Annotated in this window: 13 protein-coding genes and 2 pseudogenes; 3 read left to right on the top strand and 12 right to left on the bottom strand. The window is 38.4% G+C overall.

Features of this window, described 5'->3' with window-relative positions:
- Positions 1 to 87 precede the first annotated feature (87 nt).
- Positions 88 to 582 carry a hypothetical protein gene (locus tag HUS62_RS01505; protein ID WP_175078308.1) on the bottom strand — a complete coding sequence of 165 codons (495 nt, stop codon included), beginning with the start codon at positions 580 to 582 and terminating at the stop codon, positions 88 to 90.
- A complete protein-coding gene (locus HUS62_RS01500; protein WP_175078307.1) occupies positions 579 to 5,969 on the bottom strand; it encodes an RHS repeat-associated core domain-containing protein in 5,391 nt (1,796 codons plus the stop codon). The genes HUS62_RS01505 and HUS62_RS01500 overlap by 4 nt, the downstream gene beginning before the upstream one ends.
- 293 nt (positions 5,970 to 6,262) lie before the next feature.
- Between HUS62_RS01500 and HUS62_RS01495 the strand changes: the two are divergent.
- A pseudogene (locus HUS62_RS01495) lies at positions 6,263 to 6,884 on the top strand (hypothetical protein); the annotation flags it as partial.
- A gap of 120 nt (positions 6,885 to 7,004) precedes the next feature.
- Here the strand turns inward: HUS62_RS01495 and HUS62_RS23465 are convergent.
- From HUS62_RS23465 to HUS62_RS01445, 10 genes and pseudogenes are all read right to left on the bottom strand, one after another.
- Positions 7,005 to 7,235, bottom strand: a pseudogene (locus HUS62_RS23465) (hypothetical protein); the annotation flags it as partial.
- Positions 7,236 to 7,424: 189 nt separating this feature from the next.
- On the bottom strand, positions 7,425 to 7,562 hold the full coding sequence (locus tag HUS62_RS23460; RefSeq protein ID WP_404936062.1) for a hypothetical protein: 138 nt from the start codon (positions 7,560 to 7,562) through the stop codon (positions 7,425 to 7,427).
- A gap of 115 nt (positions 7,563 to 7,677) precedes the next feature.
- The gene (locus HUS62_RS01480) at positions 7,678 to 7,992 is read right to left on the bottom strand and encodes a hypothetical protein (RefSeq protein WP_175078305.1); all 315 of its coding nucleotides are present in this window, start codon (positions 7,990 to 7,992) and stop codon (positions 7,678 to 7,680) included.
- A 773-nt stretch (positions 7,993 to 8,765) separates the two neighbouring features.
- Positions 8,766 to 11,258 carry a prolyl oligopeptidase family serine peptidase gene (locus tag HUS62_RS01475; RefSeq protein ID WP_175078304.1) on the bottom strand — a complete coding sequence of 831 codons (2,493 nt, stop codon included), beginning with the start codon at positions 11,256 to 11,258 and terminating at the stop codon, positions 8,766 to 8,768.
- Between the two features lie 105 nt (positions 11,259 to 11,363).
- Complete coding sequence (locus HUS62_RS01470; protein ID WP_175078303.1) at positions 11,364 to 12,527, bottom strand: endonuclease/exonuclease/phosphatase family protein; 1,164 nt, start codon at positions 12,525 to 12,527, stop codon at positions 11,364 to 11,366.
- Positions 12,524 to 13,456, bottom strand: a complete 933-nt coding sequence (locus tag HUS62_RS01465; RefSeq protein WP_054561457.1) for a YeiH family protein — start codon at positions 13,454 to 13,456, stop codon at positions 12,524 to 12,526. The genes HUS62_RS01470 and HUS62_RS01465 overlap by 4 nt, the downstream gene beginning before the upstream one ends.
- Positions 13,453 to 13,641, bottom strand: coding sequence for a DUF2798 domain-containing protein (locus HUS62_RS01460; protein WP_258536701.1), 189 nt, complete (start codon positions 13,639 to 13,641; stop codon positions 13,453 to 13,455). Before HUS62_RS01460 ends, HUS62_RS01465 begins: the two co-directional genes overlap by 4 nt.
- Before the next feature lie 196 nt (positions 13,642 to 13,837).
- The gene (locus HUS62_RS01455) at positions 13,838 to 14,986 is read right to left on the bottom strand and encodes a 5-(carboxyamino)imidazole ribonucleotide synthase (RefSeq protein ID WP_175078301.1); all 1,149 of its coding nucleotides are present in this window, start codon (positions 14,984 to 14,986) and stop codon (positions 13,838 to 13,840) included.
- Between the two features lies 1 nt (position 14,987).
- Entirely contained in the window at positions 14,988 to 15,470 is a 483-nt protein-coding gene (gene purE / locus HUS62_RS01450) for a 5-(carboxyamino)imidazole ribonucleotide mutase (protein ID WP_054553887.1), read from the bottom strand.
- A 148-nt stretch (positions 15,471 to 15,618) separates the two neighbouring features.
- Positions 15,619 to 17,205: an ABC-F family ATPase gene (locus HUS62_RS01445; RefSeq protein WP_082401562.1), complete on the bottom strand. Its 1,587-nt coding sequence runs from the start codon at positions 17,203 to 17,205 to the stop codon at positions 15,619 to 15,621.
- A 206-nt stretch (positions 17,206 to 17,411) separates the two neighbouring features.
- Between HUS62_RS01445 and HUS62_RS01440 the strand changes: the two genes are divergently transcribed.
- Both HUS62_RS01440 and HUS62_RS01435 read left to right on the top strand, forming a co-directional pair.
- Entirely contained in the window at positions 17,412 to 17,720 is a 309-nt protein-coding gene (locus tag HUS62_RS01440; protein ID WP_175078300.1) for a TetR/AcrR family transcriptional regulator, read from the top strand.
- A 37-nt stretch (positions 17,721 to 17,757) separates the two neighbouring features.
- Positions 17,758 to 17,928: a hypothetical protein gene (locus tag HUS62_RS01435; RefSeq protein WP_175078299.1), complete on the top strand. Its 171-nt coding sequence runs from the start codon at positions 17,758 to 17,760 to the stop codon at positions 17,926 to 17,928.
- Positions 17,929 to 18,022: the final 94 nt, after the last annotated feature.

Genomic DNA, 18,022 nt, shown 5'->3' with positions numbered 1-18,022 from the left:
ATAAAAAATTGGTTATGATTTATCTCCTATATCAGATATTACAAAGCCCCGGCTAACGAGGCTTTGGATTCAAAAATTTAGGCTTTGCTAATAATGTCTAAATTTCCTAACGAATATAAAAAACTGTCCTTTTGTTTTTTCGTCAATTGATATAGAGCAGATTACTTCGTGAGGAAAGTCACTTTCTACATCGTACATACCAATTAAGAGAGAGGTTGCTGTTTTCCTATTTAAGTCAGTGACTTTACTCGAGCCAGATTCTAACTCTATAATTTTGTTTGCACACTTCATTATTGCTGAGACATTGTGGTTTTTATTTTGAACAGTTTCTCCAACAACATATACTCCGTATTTCCCTCTATATCGATGTTCTAAGTGTATGTTGTCACTTCTACTTTTGTCTGTATCAACCCAAATTCCTCCTACTTGCTGATAATAATCATCGGGAACATAAGTCAAATTTAAAAGCGTATAAATAAATCCACCTGAGAATGTTTTTAAATGCCACTTAGCATAAATATTTAATGGTGGCATAAGAACTAGAACAAAAATCAATATTAATAAAACCCACTTGAATCTCATCGTTCATGCCTATTTTGGTCTGCTAATACGTTATAATACTGGTTAATAACCTCATCAACATAGTCCTGACAGTTGTTAGTTATCACATTATAGTTTTTCATATCAAATGATATTTTTGCTCGTTCCTCTGCTTTCTTCATTAATGCATCATCGTATTCTTTATCCTTGCATGAATATCCACTCGTATCAGGATCTGTATAAGAAAAGCCATCAGCGAACAATCCATTACCAGAAAAGCCACTATTTGTACCATCCTTATACAAAATTTGTTCGTGGAAAACACCTAAATTCAAATTAGATGCACCATTAGTTCTAAACTTTCCAAGTCCATTTAATGGTCGCGTACATATTTTCGCTAAACCAAAAGGGTCGATGTAGTTAACAGGATTCCCACCAACATACCCATACGTATTAATCCCGCCCGCTAAACCAATCGGGTCTGACTGAATGTAGCGTCCCAATTCAGGATCGTAATCCCTAAAGTAATTGTAATGTAAACCAGTTTCAGCATCGGCATATTGGCCTGGAAAGCGTAATGCCATTTCTACTGTTAGCTCATTTTTAGTCTCAATTAATTTACCAAAAGGTGTGTAGTATCCACTCCAAACAACTTCTGCAGCGCTATTCGTTATTGCAATGGGCGCATCTAAGTGATTTGTATGTATAAAATAAATTTCGTTTGCGACAACAAATGCAGTACGTTTGCCATTCAAGTAGATATATTCAATCAGCGTTTCACCATTGCCATCCAATTCAGCAATCAGCATACCTGACACATCATATTGATAGTAACGTTCATGATGATTGTTTATTTCATCCAAAACAGTATAATTGCTATGAACAAAACTTAATTCAGCGTCATACCAGAAACTAAGCCAACTACCGTGGATACTGTCTAACACCCACACAGAACCCTCTGGCGCAGTACCTCTTTTTTCAGAATATTTGCTGTCACTTGCTCTTACATTAACGTTACCGGTTAATGTATTTGCTATTTTAAAACATTGCCCTGTAGAGACCTCTAAGTACCCCCTTCCATAGACCCAACGTTGCTTATTTTGATACCAAATTTGTCGCCAATTTCCTTCCTGACCAGTATCAACGTACTTTTGCCCTACCTGTAAATAGCCAACTTTTGTACTGTATTTATCAGGCTCAGAACGAACATTCACATTTTTAATAACCTCAACTACTTTGCAGTTATCATTTTGATTTGACTCTGCTGATTGCCACTGTTTGTGAGTTCTTTGGCCTAAAAAGTTGTACTGATAGTTATATTCAACAGTGGTGGATTGGGTGTTAATTAAACGCCCAGCTTGGTTGTACTGATAGCTTCTAATACCATCATTGAGTGTATTTCCTGCAGGATCGTATGATCTAGATACACCATTCACACTGTTTAACACGCCTTCACTATAACTATAAGGAATCTCTACCGAGTTAACTGCCTTGCTAGTACGATTGCCAATATTGTCGTAGGAGTATCTTAAATCACCGTAACGGCCTTGTGAGTTTGTTAATCTATCAATCAAATCATACTCAAAGCTTTGCGATAGACTCGAATTTAAGAGATCATCAATTGACTGAATATTAAGGTAGTTATAACTGTATTCTTTATCATAAGTATCAGTAACTTTTTTATTGGTCAGCCGATAAGCTCTATCAAAACTTTGCTCAAGGACAAGGCCATTTCCGTATTCTAAATAATTTAAAGGGCCATAGGGTAAGTAATCAAGATTAGTTGCAATAACAGTGCTCATGTTATTTTTTTGAGCAGAAATACTAATTACATTGCCATTAGAGTCATGGCTGTAATTTACAACCATCCCACTCGGGTATGTTTGCTGTGATAAATTACCAACATTGTTAAAGTTATATTTAACACTTTGTACAAACCCAGCGCCAATAGGCATGAATTTTGTTTCTTTTATTTCACCATGAGGTGTATAAAAAAACTCTGTCACTCCTGTTGGTTCAGTAACTTTTGTTAATAGACCGATGCCATTTTGACTTTCACTAACATTATCATATTCAAAAGTAACATTTTCGCTTTCATCTGGGTACTTAATAGAAGTGACACGGTTTAAATTATCATAGTTGTATTGGACGAGTATGCCTCTAGCATCTTGCTTAGCAATAAGGTTACCAGCTTCATCATACTGAAATGTTGTTTCACCTGTATCAGGGCTAATTGTACGAGTAACATCTCCAAAACCGTTATATTCGTACATTGTTTCTCGACCAAGAGCATCTGTAACGGATATTAATTTGCCATTACTATAATTGTAGCTAGTTTCGTTTTCTGCTTGGTCTACACTTTTAATTTTGTCGTTGAGCTGATTATATACATCAATCAGTGAATTGCTTGTAGGATCGATTGTCTCAATTAGGTTGTCATAGGCGTCATATTTATAATCTATAGAGTTACTTTCATCTAAAGTTACACGCGAGATCCTACCCACGGTATCATACAAATACCGAAGCGTATAAAGCAACTCGCCACTCTTATCTTCGTTTTTAATACCTAATAGATTATTTGCTGTATCGTATTCGTAGTCAATTTTGTTTTCATTATCATCTTTGATCGTGATGAGTCTATTTGCACTATCATATAGATAATATACTGCTCCAAGGCCATTGTTTACTTCTATTAGGTTGCCAACAGCATCGTAGCTATAGGTATATGTTCGACCTTCTTGTGAAAACGTAGTTATTTTACCCATAATATCATAAGCGAACGAGCTAACTTTGCCATTTTCATCAACAAACTCAGTAACTCTACCTGCAGTATCGTATTGGTTGAAAATAATTTTATGGCCTAATGCATTTTCAATTTGTTTTAGGTTGCCATTCTCATAATACTGATAAGTAGTAATATCGTTCACATCACTCCTTGGTCCATCAACTAGTAGTAACATTCCCTTATCGTCATATTCAAATATGGTTGTTCGTACCTCGCTGCTTGTTTTTACACTCCGACTTAATAAAAGCCCTAAATCTGAGTATCGACTCTCAATGACAGTTCCATTTTCTAGGGTAATTTTTGTGGGTTCAACAATATTGTCATTTTCATATAAAAATGAGGTCGTTTTGGCCAAATCAGTACCATACAATTTGGTTATTGAAGCGCGCAAACCTCGGCTGTTATATGTGTAATGTGTTTTGATACTGTTTTGGTCTACTTTCTCTATTACTCTGCCATAGCTATCATAACTATAATTTATAACACTATCGTTCCCTTCAGAGTCACAACCGCTACCTTCAATGCTTTTAATTTGATTTGGAATTTCACTATCAAACAGTAACACTCGCTGCTTGCCATTTGCATCTATTGAAATTGATTGATCGCTACTGTAGCTTACTGTTCCTGCATCAACTCCATCAGCGTGTGCCGAATAAACCGCTCTGCCGTCTTGATCATATTTCCATGTTGCTGACCTAACACCGTTTTCATCTGTAATACCTGTTAGGTAAAAAGGAAATGAATCGTTTTCGTAGTGGAATTCTTTAGCAGTACCGTTTGGATATGTTAAAAACTTAAGATTATTTAGAGCATCATACCCTAAGACATAGTTTTCAACTTCATTAGCTGTGATTGATACAAGTAAATCATTGTCGTAGGTAAGCTCTATTTTATTACCAATTAAATTTTCAATTACTGTTAGTTTTCTCTGTTCATTATAATTTAATTGATACCATTGTGAATTTGGATAAAATACTTTTATTAAGTACCCATCCGAATCAAAATTGTAGCGTACATTTTCCAAAGAGGTATAAAGCCAACCTTCCGTGTCATTTTTAACTAATAACTCACCCTTTTTTATTACCTCATTATATGCATCATAATTTTTACTAAATCGTATTAGATTATTATCTGGGATTTTGATATATATATTTTGTTCATCGACTTCATATAAACGGTAGTCATAGCGATGTGACCAAAAGCCATTCCCTCTTTGATTAATTTGCCCACTAATATTTTCATATAGAATATTTTTATACTGAGGACCTTTATATCCATCGGGTTGTTTAATGATATTCCAACCTTTCTCACCATCATCAGTATTTAGCTTGTAGCGTCTTCTAACTTCTTCATTTTTTGTTAAAACATCATTCGCTGTTGAGTAATTCAAATTAAATTTTAAAGGCACAGCACCATTTGTATCGATAACAGCTACCGCTTGCTCTTTTCCACTAGTTAATGCATTAATAGGATTTAAAACATTAACCAAACATTTATTAGGTTCTACTCTTTCAGACACGCACGAGCCTGACATTGGGTCAAAACTTGAACCCACTGGACATTTTACAATACAGCCATCAGCATCGTCATAATAAAATGGGTTATAGCATTCAGAATCTTCATCCTCACTATTTAGTAGTGTTATTATTTTACTTTTCCTTGAATATACTCTCCCCCCCCTTTCTAAAGAAACGATTAGATTTAACTTTACCTCTTCGCCATTAAAAGAAACTAAAGGTGACGAAGTCAGATTTATACTCGTCAGGTCTATCTCCCCCAAATATAAGTCTAACGTTGTAAGTGACGAAAAGTCAGCCTGTTCATTATAATATGGTAACTTTGCTGAAAAAATAGGGGAAGTAAGTTTGGTTGAATTTTCGATTTCAAGTTTTATTAAAAAATCATTTTGCACAAATTGATCTAATTTAATATTTATATCAAGAGTTTCATTTTGTTCAAATGTATTTCGCCCTGTAACTGAGAATTGAGGGGTAGGCTCATCATCATTAATAATAAACTCTACTTCAGGGATATTGATTGATAAATTCAAGTTTGGAGGGTAAATTTCAGGATAAAGTTGAGTTGTTTTTAAAATAAATTTCTTTTGCTCTCCTGTAAAATAGGAGTTATCAGGGTAAAACACTTTAAATTCATTAATACTATTGGTATGTTTTGCACCCCATTTACCCACATCACCATATGACAAGTTATACGCTACAACCCTAAGCCCACTGTCTGGACCCTCCGTTCTAGTTTCAAAGAATATAAAGTCTTCACATGAGTCTGGCCACCTTTGTAATGTGGAATCAATTGTATAAATATAATAGTCACCTCCTTCATTTAGGATTACTTGTGATGTTCCTGTATAGCTAATATCTATCTGGCGATTTTGACACCAGGCTGCAATAACACCTTCATAGTCACCATCCTGATATAGGTCACAACCGCCATCAGCTGTAGGTATGGTAGATAGCTCTTCAATATCAGCCCAATGGTCACAGACTTCTTGAGCACTCCCCCCAGAAACCCAGCCAAAAGGGTCATAATCATATAATCCATGGCCAAGATAGTCTGTTGCAATTACATGATAAGATGTAAAAACAAATATTAGGAATATCAGCTTACGTAAAATCAATATTTTCATTATCATACCATCCTTAGCACTTTATTATACCTTAATACCTTAACACCTTAATACCTTAATACCTTAATACCTTAATACCTTAACACCTTAATACCTTAACACCTTAACACCTTAATACCTTAACACCTTAATACCTTAACACCTTAATACCTTAATGCCTTATTATACCTTAGCACCTTGTTATACCTTAGCACCTTATTATACCTTGGCAACTTATCATCCTTATTAAATCAAATATCACACGACCCACTTTACGTCAATTTATAATTTTAAAAACACCATTATAATACACTCAACTTAAAGCCATGGGCCGCCTTGATAAACTCATGGAGACTCACAAGCAGCGCCTTGAAGAGCAGCAAAAGCGCCATGCTGGATGTAATAAGTGGGTAGGTACCGGTGGCACTTCGCCATTTGGCGCCTATGGTTTTAACCCTGAAGGTGTTAGCATAGGCCAAGACGGTAACCGACATCGCGGTGCAGTAAAAGTATGGGATAAACGCAGCTACTGAAACCTTGATAGTGATCGTGAAATCAGCTCGCGCAACTGTAAAACAAGGCGGCATGCTCGATGTGAAAATGGCACCAGAGCGCCATAATGCCGTAAAAGTATTGATGCTGTTTGATATTGGCGGTTCAATGGATGATTACATTCATACCTGCGAATAGTTATTTAGCGCCGCCCACAGCGAGTTTAAACACCTTGAGTTTTACTATTTTCATAACTGTTTGTATGAGCATGTTTGGCAAGACAACGAACGTCGTCACTCTAACGTCATTGATACCATGACCTTGATTAACAAGTTCACCAGCGACTACAAGGTGCTCTTTCTTGGTGATGCTAGCATGGGACCTTACCAAATCGCCTCCCCCGTTGGCACCGTTGAGCATTGGAAAGAAGAACCCGGCAGCGCTTGACCCATCCCACAACCCGATAAACACTAGCACTATAATTAATCAATTGATTTTATAAAGTAGTTAATGGACAACCGCATGTCCCCACTCACGCTAGATCGGATTAGTAACTCAATTAGTTTACGTAATACTTACCATTAATAAATTTTTTAAACTTTTACTCATCAGATTGGTCTTTTTTCGGTTTAAAAGCTGACTACTTTGAACAGGAGTGTACATAACATTATTATCTTCAATATCAGCGGGAAAAGTGGATGATTGCACGAAAGATTGTCTCAACTTATTAAAGGGGTTAGATGCTAACACAACCAATCGCTTTACTCTGCGAATATCACCTAACTTTGCTTGAGGAAATGTTTCTGATACCTATTATCTGAACTTGTGGATACTCCGTAACTGACCTTGAAGTTATATCAAAACAGATCAGATCGAAATTAATCAGCTAAGTTCAAAAAATTCCCCGATTTTCATCGAGGAGTTTGTGTATGAAAGACAGCGACAAGTGAGGCTTTGGATTCAAAATTAATGAAGCTTCAAACCTTACCCAATAACAATTAAGTGCTTGATAGGATTCCTTTCAACATACCCATACGAATTTATGCCACTCGCTAAACCTATTTGGGCAGACTGAATGTATCTCCTCAAGTCCGGATCATAATCACTGCTATAGTGGTACACTAAATTGGTTTAGATCTATCAAGTTGAACTTAGATAGTAATAGACTAGCTTCATCCTATTTCCATTTGTATTATTCTAATCAAAAGCCTCGGTTAGAGAGGCTTTTGATTAATAGCTAATTCCAATATTTATTAATAATTTTCGGTAAAATTATAAACCACTGAAAATATCCACCGATAAAGCAACAGATACTAATAACAAACACTTCTAAACCAAAACTGCTTTGATAATCTATAGTTGGTAAAGCTGTAACTAGATACAATAAAAACGGACCTAATGGAAAACTTAAAATTCCAAGTAAAACTAGTATGAACACTCCTAACTCGTGAGTTTGGCTGACATCTTGCACCGATTCTAAAACAGAAAGAATGACTAAAGTAAAACAGGTTATCCATACTAATTTCAATATCTGGATTTTTTTTAGATTCATACTATTTCACCTGACATAATCTTAAACATTTATCCGCTAAACTATCACTGTACTCTTGACAATCGGTACCATTTGGACCTATCGAATAACAAGGTCTCTCTGCTTTAAACTCAGAGTTAATGCAACTTTCGACACAACTATCGACTCTACTAATTTCATCAAATTGTTTTGGCTCATAGTTCTCAGCTTCCGTAGTTGCGCGACCTAAACAACCTTTAACAAAAGGCTAAGTGTTATCAAGAGCACTTGTAGGCGTATTACTTGAATAAAGCTAATTTTTACATAAACCAATATGGATTTACTAAAGGTAAAGTTTTATTGGCATATCACTCAACTTATTCCATTCAAAGGGCGTGTGCAAATTTATGTTGCCATACTAATGGTCGATGTACCTCATTTTTAAAAGCATTTGTGTCATTTGCTATTAAATTAACATAACTAGCTGGTTTCATAATATTGCTAGGTCTCTGAACAATATTACTAAGGGTTACAGGTAATTAAATTACTCACCTAGAACGGGGCTCAATGCAAGGCAACGGTAATGAATATCTTGTAAGCAATCAGAAGCGATATTCGATGAACGACACAAAGCAGCCTAATTTAGTGAGTGATGGATTTCGGGGTTTAATTAGCGAGAAACATAAAGATATTATTTATGGCAAAACAAGTTAAATACTAATATCTAATGGTAAATATCAATTGCTATTAAAAACAAAAAAAGCAGCCCTGAATATCAAGGCTGCTTTTTAGTCAGTTCTAAATTGTTCTAAATGTTAAAGCGTTTCTTTAAATAGCTTATGAATACGGCGGTATTCATCTAGCCAGCTTGATGGTTGTACAAAACCATGTGGCTCAACTGGGAAGATAGCTGTTTCAAAGTTTTCTTTTTCAAGTTCAATTAAGCGCTGTACTAAGCGTACTGAGTCTTGGAAGAATACATTGTCATCAACCATAGGCGCATTAATTAATAAATGGCTCTTAAGACCTTCAGCAAAGTAAATTGGTGAGCTCTTTTCATAAGCAATTGGGTCAACATCTGGGTGGTTTAAGATGTTAGACGTATAAGGACCATTGTAGTGAGCCCAATCAGTTACCGGACGAAGTGCAGCACCTGCTTTGAATAAATCAGGTTGTGTGAATAGCGCCATAAACGTCATGAAACCACCGTAAGAACCACCATAAGTGCCTACAGCTTGTGTATCTACGTTTGCGTTGTCTGCCATCCAGCTTACGCCGTCTGCTAAATCTTGGATTTCAGGTGTACCCATTTGACGATAAATGGCTGTACGCCAATCACGGCCGTAACCTTTCGATGCACGGTAGTCCATGTCCATTACTACGTAGCCTTCTGAAGCCAATAGTGAGTGGAACATAAACTCACGGAAGTAACCAGACCAACCCATGTGTGAGTTTTGTAAGTAACCAGCACCGTGGTTAAAGATAACCGCTTTACGGTTTTTACCTGTTTCGCCTTCTTTATAGTCAGCTGGGTAATATACTTTTGCGTAAATTGCCTGATCGGTGTGGCTTGAAGGCACAGCAACAATCTTAGGTGCAATTAGTTTTTTCGCTAAGAACTCGTCAGATACCGTGTGCGTTAACTGAGTTGCTTGGGTGTTTGCTTTTGCATCAGCAACATAAAGCTCAGGCGGCGACATAATTTTTGAGTGAGTTAGCAATAGTTTGCTTTCATCTGGGCTTAACTGGTAATCAGTCATACCATCAAGGTTTGTTACTTGCTCAGATTCACCGTTTGCAGGGTTTACACGATAGATTTCGTAAAGACCTGGGTGCTCAACGTTTGCTTTGTAGTAAATCGCTGAGTTATCAGCCGTTAACGTTAAGTTAGAAACAACAAATTGGCCTTTAGTAAGCTGCGTTGCTTTACCATTAAGTGGCTTTTTATAAATGTGGCTGTAACCAGACTCTTCTGATAGGTAGTAAAGCGTGTCTGAGTTGTTCAACCAGCCAAAATCATTGTATGCATAGTTAACCCACGCGTCGTCATGCAGACGGTGCTGTGAAACAAGTTTATTGTTTTGTGTATCAACTGTGGCTAACCAACGGTCTTTGTTGTCCCATGCTTCAAGCATAAGAGCTACTTGTGAACCATCTGTGTTCCATTGGATTGCACTTTGGTCCCAACCCCAATCCATCATTAAATTGATAGCACGTGGTGCTTTTTCAGACTTATAAGTTTTACCATCACGGGCGTAGTTTTCTTTCTTAACAGCTGCAAGTACGTCTTCATCAAAACCTGGTAAGGTATCGAATGCCAGAGTTGTTTGCTCGCCTGATTTAAGGTCGATGTAAACAACGTCTGAGCTGATTGGTTTTTCATCGGCAACACGACGGCGTACTTTTTCTGCTTTTACGCGTGCATCATCGGCAATGTAATTAGGCATGATATCGCCTTCATCGCGCCATGAACGGCTTTCTGTGGTTACTGCAACAAGTGCTTGGCCATTTGGTGAAAGCTGTACATCTGCTAAACGCTTACCTTTACCTAAATAAAACTGTGCATTAGCAATGCTGTCGTTTTGCTCGTTGATTTGTGCTTTACGCTCTTCACGATCTTTTTTGTTTTTGTGCGTCAGCGCAATGTAATCAATTAGTTTGTGCTGCTCTTTTGCAATGTAAGTGTCTGGCTCTTGTACACCTTTAGGTGCATCGTCTAGGTGCAAGTTAACTAATTCAACTTGACGACCCGTTGCTAAATCAACTTTATAAAATGCATTACCTTGGCGATATGCAAGGCTACCATCAGTTAAAAACTGTGGTTTTGATTGCTGTGCGCTATCGTGAGTGATTTGTGTAATTTGACCAGTGCTTAGGTTTTTAACGAAGATATTACCTTCAAATGCATAAGCCTGTTGCTTTTTATCTGCAGAATAAACGGCATTTTTAGCGCCTACAGTGTGTAGTTTGTTTAACGCTAATTGTGATGCAGATTGGCTATTTACCGCTTGAACGTATAAATCGCGTAACTCATTGCCTTGTTGCTTTTGTGCATAAACGATGCTGTTAGAATCACCATTCCAGAAAGCACGCTCAGGCTGACGGCCTAACCAATCAGGGTGAGCCATTGCTTGCTCTAACGTGATTTCAGCTGACCCTGTATCAGCAGGAGTAGCAACAACTGGTGCTACATTGGTAACTTGTTCTTCAGAAGGCGTTGAGGCGGTTGATTGACAACCTGCTAGCATGAAGCTAGATGCGACTGCGAGAGCCACTAACGTTTTATTAGCAGTGGTTTTGAATTTCATAGTGCTTCTTACGGGTTATTATAATTCGCCCTATTTAAGCAGAAGCACTGATGAAATAGCAATTTTTATAGGATAAACAGCCAAAGTTTTCCGTTTAATAACAGCTTATTTTAAGCTGATATCAAGCCATACCATACGGTGATCAGATGATGCGTTACGATCTTTAATTAAACGGAACAGTTCAGAGTTTTTCTGTGGCCAAAAAACGCCACCATCGTTTATCTCAATACCATAATTTGATGGTAAAACGTAATCAGCACGAGCTTGCCAATAAGCGGTATAGTTTTTAGCGTAATCTTCTTTATACGATTCTTTAGCGCCTTTGCTTGTTGGCGTAAAAGAGGTATTCACTAATGGGTTTTTTAAAATTTGGTCTGTGGTATTCGGGCGTGCCTTACCCCCTTCTGGCGCAGCATTTAAATCACCAACAATAACAAAGCGGCTTTTCGGTTTTAAGCCACCTTTTTGACCTTTATCATCGTAAATGTAGTTAGCATTGTTGATGTAATCAGCAACAAGGCGTACTTCATCGTGGTTACGCTTACCGTTACGGTCTTCGTCACCATCAAAAACAGGCGGCGTTGGGTGCGAAGCAAGCAAATGAAACGTTTTGCCTTTTACATCTATTGGTAAATCCCAAAAAGACTTAGAACTTAGGTGAATTGCTTGCCATTCTTCAGCTGAATACCAGTCCTTACCTGTTTTGGGGTCAATGGGCATTTGTGCATTTGGCATATCTTTATATTTGAATGTTTGTAATGTACGCGCTTTATCTAAATCAATTGGGTAGCGCGACAATACGGCCATTGCATAATGCCCCTCAAAGAAGCCAAAGCCGTGTGCGTCGCCTTTGTAATGCCCCTTTACACCATCGTTGTCTAGGTCAAACTCAGTAGGTAAACCAGTGTTAACAGGTGCAATAAAGTAATACGGGTAATCGATGGCAACCTGCTTATTTTGCGATACTTGCAGGTAGTTTTTACGAAATACGTTAATGCCTTTGTCGGCATCAATATAATCAAACTCATTGAGTAAAATTACATCAGGTCTTACGCGCTGAATAATTTCGGCAATGTTACGAATTTGCTGGTGGTTGCTCGCTAATGCTTTGCTTAAAGCATCTTTATCGATCGCCTCGCCTTTTTTAGCGTAGTTAGTTGCATCCATACTCACATTAAAGGTAGCAACACGTAAATCAGCAGCCGATACATTGTTAGCAAATAAGCCTACAGCCAGTGCTATTGAAGAAGTTAATAAAGCGTTTTTCATGAAATAAATCCGTCTACTATAAGTAGTAAAATAATACTGCTGACAATGATCCATAAGATCATCGCCATGATAAAAGGTTTAATGCCCGCTTGTTTTAAGACTGAAATAGATAAACCACTACCAATCAAAAATAAGGTCATTACTAAAACTTGTTTAGCACCAACATTGAGTGCATGCCAAAGTGTTTGATACTCAGGAAAGCTCGAGTTAATTAGCGCCGCCGCTAAAAAACCAAATATAAACAATGGGATACTGGCTTTTTCATCCGATTTCCAAAACACACCCGCAATGCTTGTATAAGGGATGATCCACATCGCTCTGGTTAGTTTAATAGTTGTGGCAATAGCAAGCGCTGATGCCCCATACGCAGCGGAAGCCCCCACTACACTACTGGTGTCGTGAATAGCAAGTGCAGCCCAAACACCAAATTGTTGCTCAGTCAGACCAAAGTAATGGCCAATCATTGGGAATAACACTAAGCCAAGGGCGTTTAATAAAAACACTACAGCGAGTGAGATAGCTACTTCGTGATCTTTGGCCTTTATAACCGGCGCCATTGCTGCAATGGCGCTACCACCACAAATGGCAGTACCAAATGAAATAAGTACACCGGTGTTTTTATTTAACTTAAATAACTGAGATAAAATTTCTCCAAGGCCAATAATAGCGGTAATGCTGACAATAGTAAGCACAATAGAGCTGCGCCCTACTTCTATTACTTGATTAAAATCAACAGCAAAGCCTAAGCCAATCACCGCCAACTTTAGCATCCATTTACTTATTTTTTGTGACTGTGCTGCAAACGGGTTGCCTAATATCATGGCAAATAAAGCACCGACGACAAGTGCCGTAGCAGAGCCAACAAATGGTAATGCTGATACTAAAAATAGTGCAATAAATAGAAACTGCTTTGGGCGTTCTGCTATCACAACGGTGCTCTGATAAGTTTATTGGTTAGCTTATGCACCACAGGTGCAACAAAAATAACGGTAGGAAATGCCACGCAAAATGCAAAAGCCCATGCTTTAAGCCAAATGGTTGCAATGTTATCGGTTAAACCAACGTTAAAGATGCTGATCACTAAAGACATAAATCCAGACATAAACAGCGCCATAAAGAACGCAAATACGACTGTTCTAAATCGAGGATGTAACATAACGAACTAATATTAATATAAAAATATTAGTCTATAGCAAGATGACCCTGACGCAAGTGCTTTGAGACAAGAGGTACAAAATTAGCGAAGTTTGTGGATAAATAATAGCGATTAAAAAGCCGAGATAAACTCGGCTTTTAAGAATTTAAACTGATTAGTTTAAAATAAGTTGAGTGCTGGTATCAGCTACTCCTGGGTAGTCTTGCTCTGGCAAAATTTCAGCCAGTGCCGCTAAACGCTCACCTAATTGGTGAAGGTTATCAGCCGATACATTGATATGACCCATCTTACGTCCCGGTTTAGCCGTTTTACCATACCAGTGACTTGTAACGTCTTGCGTTGCTAGTACTGAGTGTGGGATTGAAGGCTGACCTAATACGTTGATCATAGCAGTAGGACGAAGACACTCTGTACTACCTAATGGTAGACCTGCAACAGCGCGCATGTGGTTTTCGAACTGTGAGCAGTGTGTACCCTGCTGTGTCCAGTGACCTGAGTTATGAACGCGTGGCGCAATTTCGTTTACTAATAACGTACCTTGTACATCAAAAAACTCAATTGCTAATACACCCACATAGTCAAGCTCTTGCGCTAACTTGTTAAATGCCAGCTCTGCTTGTTCTTGAATCGCTGCTTTTTCTTTACCCGCAACTGAAAGCGTAAGTACACCATTGGTGTGTTGGTTTTCAGTCAATGGATAAATAACGGTGTTACCCGCTTTGTCGCGAGCACCAATGATAGATACTTCACGGTCAAATGGGATCATCTTTTCAGCGATAATAGAATGCGGCGCACTTTCAGTGCCTGATGCTATGAAATCTGCCATTTCTGACCAGATTTGGTCAATTTGATCATCAGACTTTAAGCGCCATTGCCCTTTACCATCGTAACCCGCTTGGCAAGTTTTGATCACAAGTGGCTTGCCTAAACGCTCTACAGCAGCAATAAGGTGCGCTTTTTCTGTAATTAATTGGTAAGGCGCACATTCAACATCTGTTTTATCAAGTAATGCTTTTTCAAGTGCGCGATCGCCACCTGTTTTAATTGCCGCTTTACCCGGATAAAACTTATTGCTTTGACAACAGAGTGTAAGTACATCATCAGGAATGTGTTCAAACTCTGCTGTAATCGCGTCTGCGTTATCAATAGCTTGTTGTAATGTGCTGTTATGAACTTCACCAGTTAATGGGTGAATGATTTTTTCACTACCCACATCGTAGGCAACAACATTTAAATCAAGCGGTGCACCCGCTAAGCTCATCATGCGAGCTAACTGACCTGCACCTAAAATTAGAATATTCATATTACTCTGCAGGATTAGGGTTAGCTAAGATAGTGTCTGTTTGTTCTTTACGGAAAGCTTCTACTTTTGCGAAGATTTCAGGCTGTTGGCAACCTAAAATTTGTGCCGCTAAAAGGCCAGCATTTGCAGCACCTGCTTCACCAATAGCAAGAGTACCTACCGCAACACCTTTAGGCATTTGGCAGATAGATAATAACGAATCAACACCATTTAGTGTTTTAGACTTAACTGGTACACCTAAAACTGGCAGTGATGTGAACGCCGCAGCCATACCTGGTAAGTGCGCAGCACCACCGGCGCCTGCGATAATAATTTTAATGCCGCGATCTGCAGCTGAACTTGCATAGTCAGCAAGTAATTGAGGGGTACGGTGAGCAGAAACAACTTTAGTTTCGTATTCAATGCCGAATTTTTCTAGCATTAACGCCGCATGTTCCATCGTTGGCCAGTCTGATTTGGAACCCATAATAATGCCAACAGTCATAAATACACCTCAGTTAAATAGTTTTCTAAAAAGCGGACTTTTGTCCTTATTTTGTGGCGGGTATTATATACCTAACTCACATCAAGATGCGACTCTAGAAGCACAAAAAAGCCATGACATGCATGGCTTTTAATCACTCATCAACTAATTAGGCTTCTTTGCTTGCTAGGTACTCAGTGTATGTACCCTTAAAGTCGATAACTTTGCCGTCTTTGATTTCCCAAATACGGTTTGCAAGCGATGATACAAATTGTCTATCGTGAGATACGAACAATAATGTCCCTTCGTATGCTTCAAGTGCTAAGTTAAGCGCTTCGATTGATTCCATATCCATGTGGTTGGTTGGCTCATCCATTAATAAGATGTTTGGTTTATGCATCATAATTTTGCCAAACAGCATACGGCCTTGCTCACCACCTGAAATCACTTTTACTGACTTTTTGATATCGTTTTGTGAAAACAGCATACGACCTAAGAAACTACGAACAACTTGTTCATCGTCACCTTCTTGTTGCCATTGTTCCATCCACTCAAATAAGTTCATGTCTTGTTCGAACTCGTCAGCATGGTCTTGAGCGTAATAACCGATATTAGCGTTATCAGACCATTTAAATTCACCTTGTTTTGGTGCTAAACGACCAGCAAGGGTATTTAATAGTGTGGTTTTACCAACACCGTTCTCACCGATAATTGCAATGCGCTCGCCTACTTCAACTAGGCCTTCAAGGCCACTGAATAATGTTTCTTCAAAGCCTTGTGTTAAATTTGTTAGCTCCAAGGCATTACGGAATAATTGCTTTTCTTGCTCAAAACGAATAAACGGGCTTTGACGAGAAGAAGCTTTAACTTCTTCAAGCTGAATTTTATCAATTTGTTTAGCACGTGATGTGGCTTGCTTTGCTTTTGAAGCGTTCGCAGAGAAACGCGATACGAACTGTTGAAGTTCGGCAATTTGGCTTTTCTTCTTGGCATTTTCGCTTAGTAGACGCTCACGAGCTTGCGTTGCAGCAAACATGTACTCATCGTAATTACCTGGGTAAATACGAAGCTCACCGTAATCGATGTCGGCCATGTGTGTACAAACTGAGTTTAAGAAGTGACGGTCGTGCGAAATGATGATCATGGTACAGTCACGCTGGTTTAGTACGTCTTCTAGCCACTTGATGGTGTAAATGTCCAAGTTATTGGTAGGCTCATCGAGTAGCATGATATCTGGATCAGAAAACAGCACCTGCGCAAGTAACACACGCAGTTTAAAGCCTGGTGCAATTTCAGACATAGGGCCGTAGTGTTGCTCTGTGCCAATACCTACACCAATTAGTAACTCACCTGCTTTAGCTTCTGCTGAGTAACCATCCATTTCGGCAAACTCAGTTTCTAGGTCTGCTACACGCATACCGTCTTCTTCGCTCATCTCAGGTAAGCTGTAAATACGGTCACGTTCTTTTTTTACTTCCCACAGCTCTTTATGACCCATGATCACTGTGTCGATTACAGAAAACTCTTCGTAAGCAAACTGGTCTTGGTTTAGTTTAGCAATACGCTCGTTTGGATCTGTGCTGACATTACCTGAAGATGGCTCTAGTTCACCACTTAGGATTTTCATGAAGGTTGATTTACCACAGCCATTCGCACCGATTAAACCGTAACGGTTACCATCGCCAAATTTTGCTGAGATATTTTCGAATAAAGGTTTAGCACCAAATTGCATGGTGATATTAGCTGTACTAATGATAGCGGTACCCTCCAGCGGGTAAAAAGTAAAAACGAAACTGCGTGCAATTTTAAACTAAAGCCGCTTGGCACGCCATGAAAGTTTAATTAAATACACAGGCTAATTTTACAAGCTCAACACTTACGACTACCTTTAATGATCGTGCTCATATATGTATATGAGCACGCTCACTTTTAAAATAACCAAATAAAAACAGCAGGTTAAAAATGAGAAAACATGGCGATACTCACCAACGTATTTTAGATGCAGCCTGGCACCTTTTTACTGAGCAAGGATTTAACGATACTTCAACACGGCAAATTTCAGCAGCAAGCAACATAGCGGTTGGCACCTTGTTTAATCATTTTGCTGATAAAGTGGCTATTTTAGAAGCCTGCCTCGAAGACAAATTTAATGATGTGTTGGAGCGCGCAAAAGAAACCGATATACATCGGCCTGCTCGCTTAAAGATTAATCATTACGCACAATATTTTTATCAGTTTTATTGTTTACACAACCGCTTTTGTACTTTTTAGCCAGCGATTGTTTTCGCAATCATTCCAGCAACAGCACATGGAGCTAATCCAATCATTAGTTTTTGCCGACCAACCGCAATTTAATAAAGTAAAAGCAGCTATATTACTCGACTGCTATTTTATGACCTTGTTGTATGGTTTAGACGCCGAAACCCCAAACACTAAACTTATGCTTAGAACGTTAAGTCAGAAGGTGTCTATTTTTTAGACTTGGTAACTCATTGATAATTCAACACAGTGAACCTAAAGTGAATAATTTTTCCTCAAAGTCGGTTTGTCGCATGATAATTTTTCACTTTTGA

The organism is Pseudoalteromonas sp. 0303 (assembly GCF_013349995.1).
In the GTDB taxonomy this organism is placed as follows: Bacteria; Pseudomonadota; Gammaproteobacteria; order Enterobacterales; family Alteromonadaceae; genus Pseudoalteromonas.
Note: the sequence above shows the minus strand (reverse complement) of the source record. Positions and strands in the feature narration are given on the sequence as shown.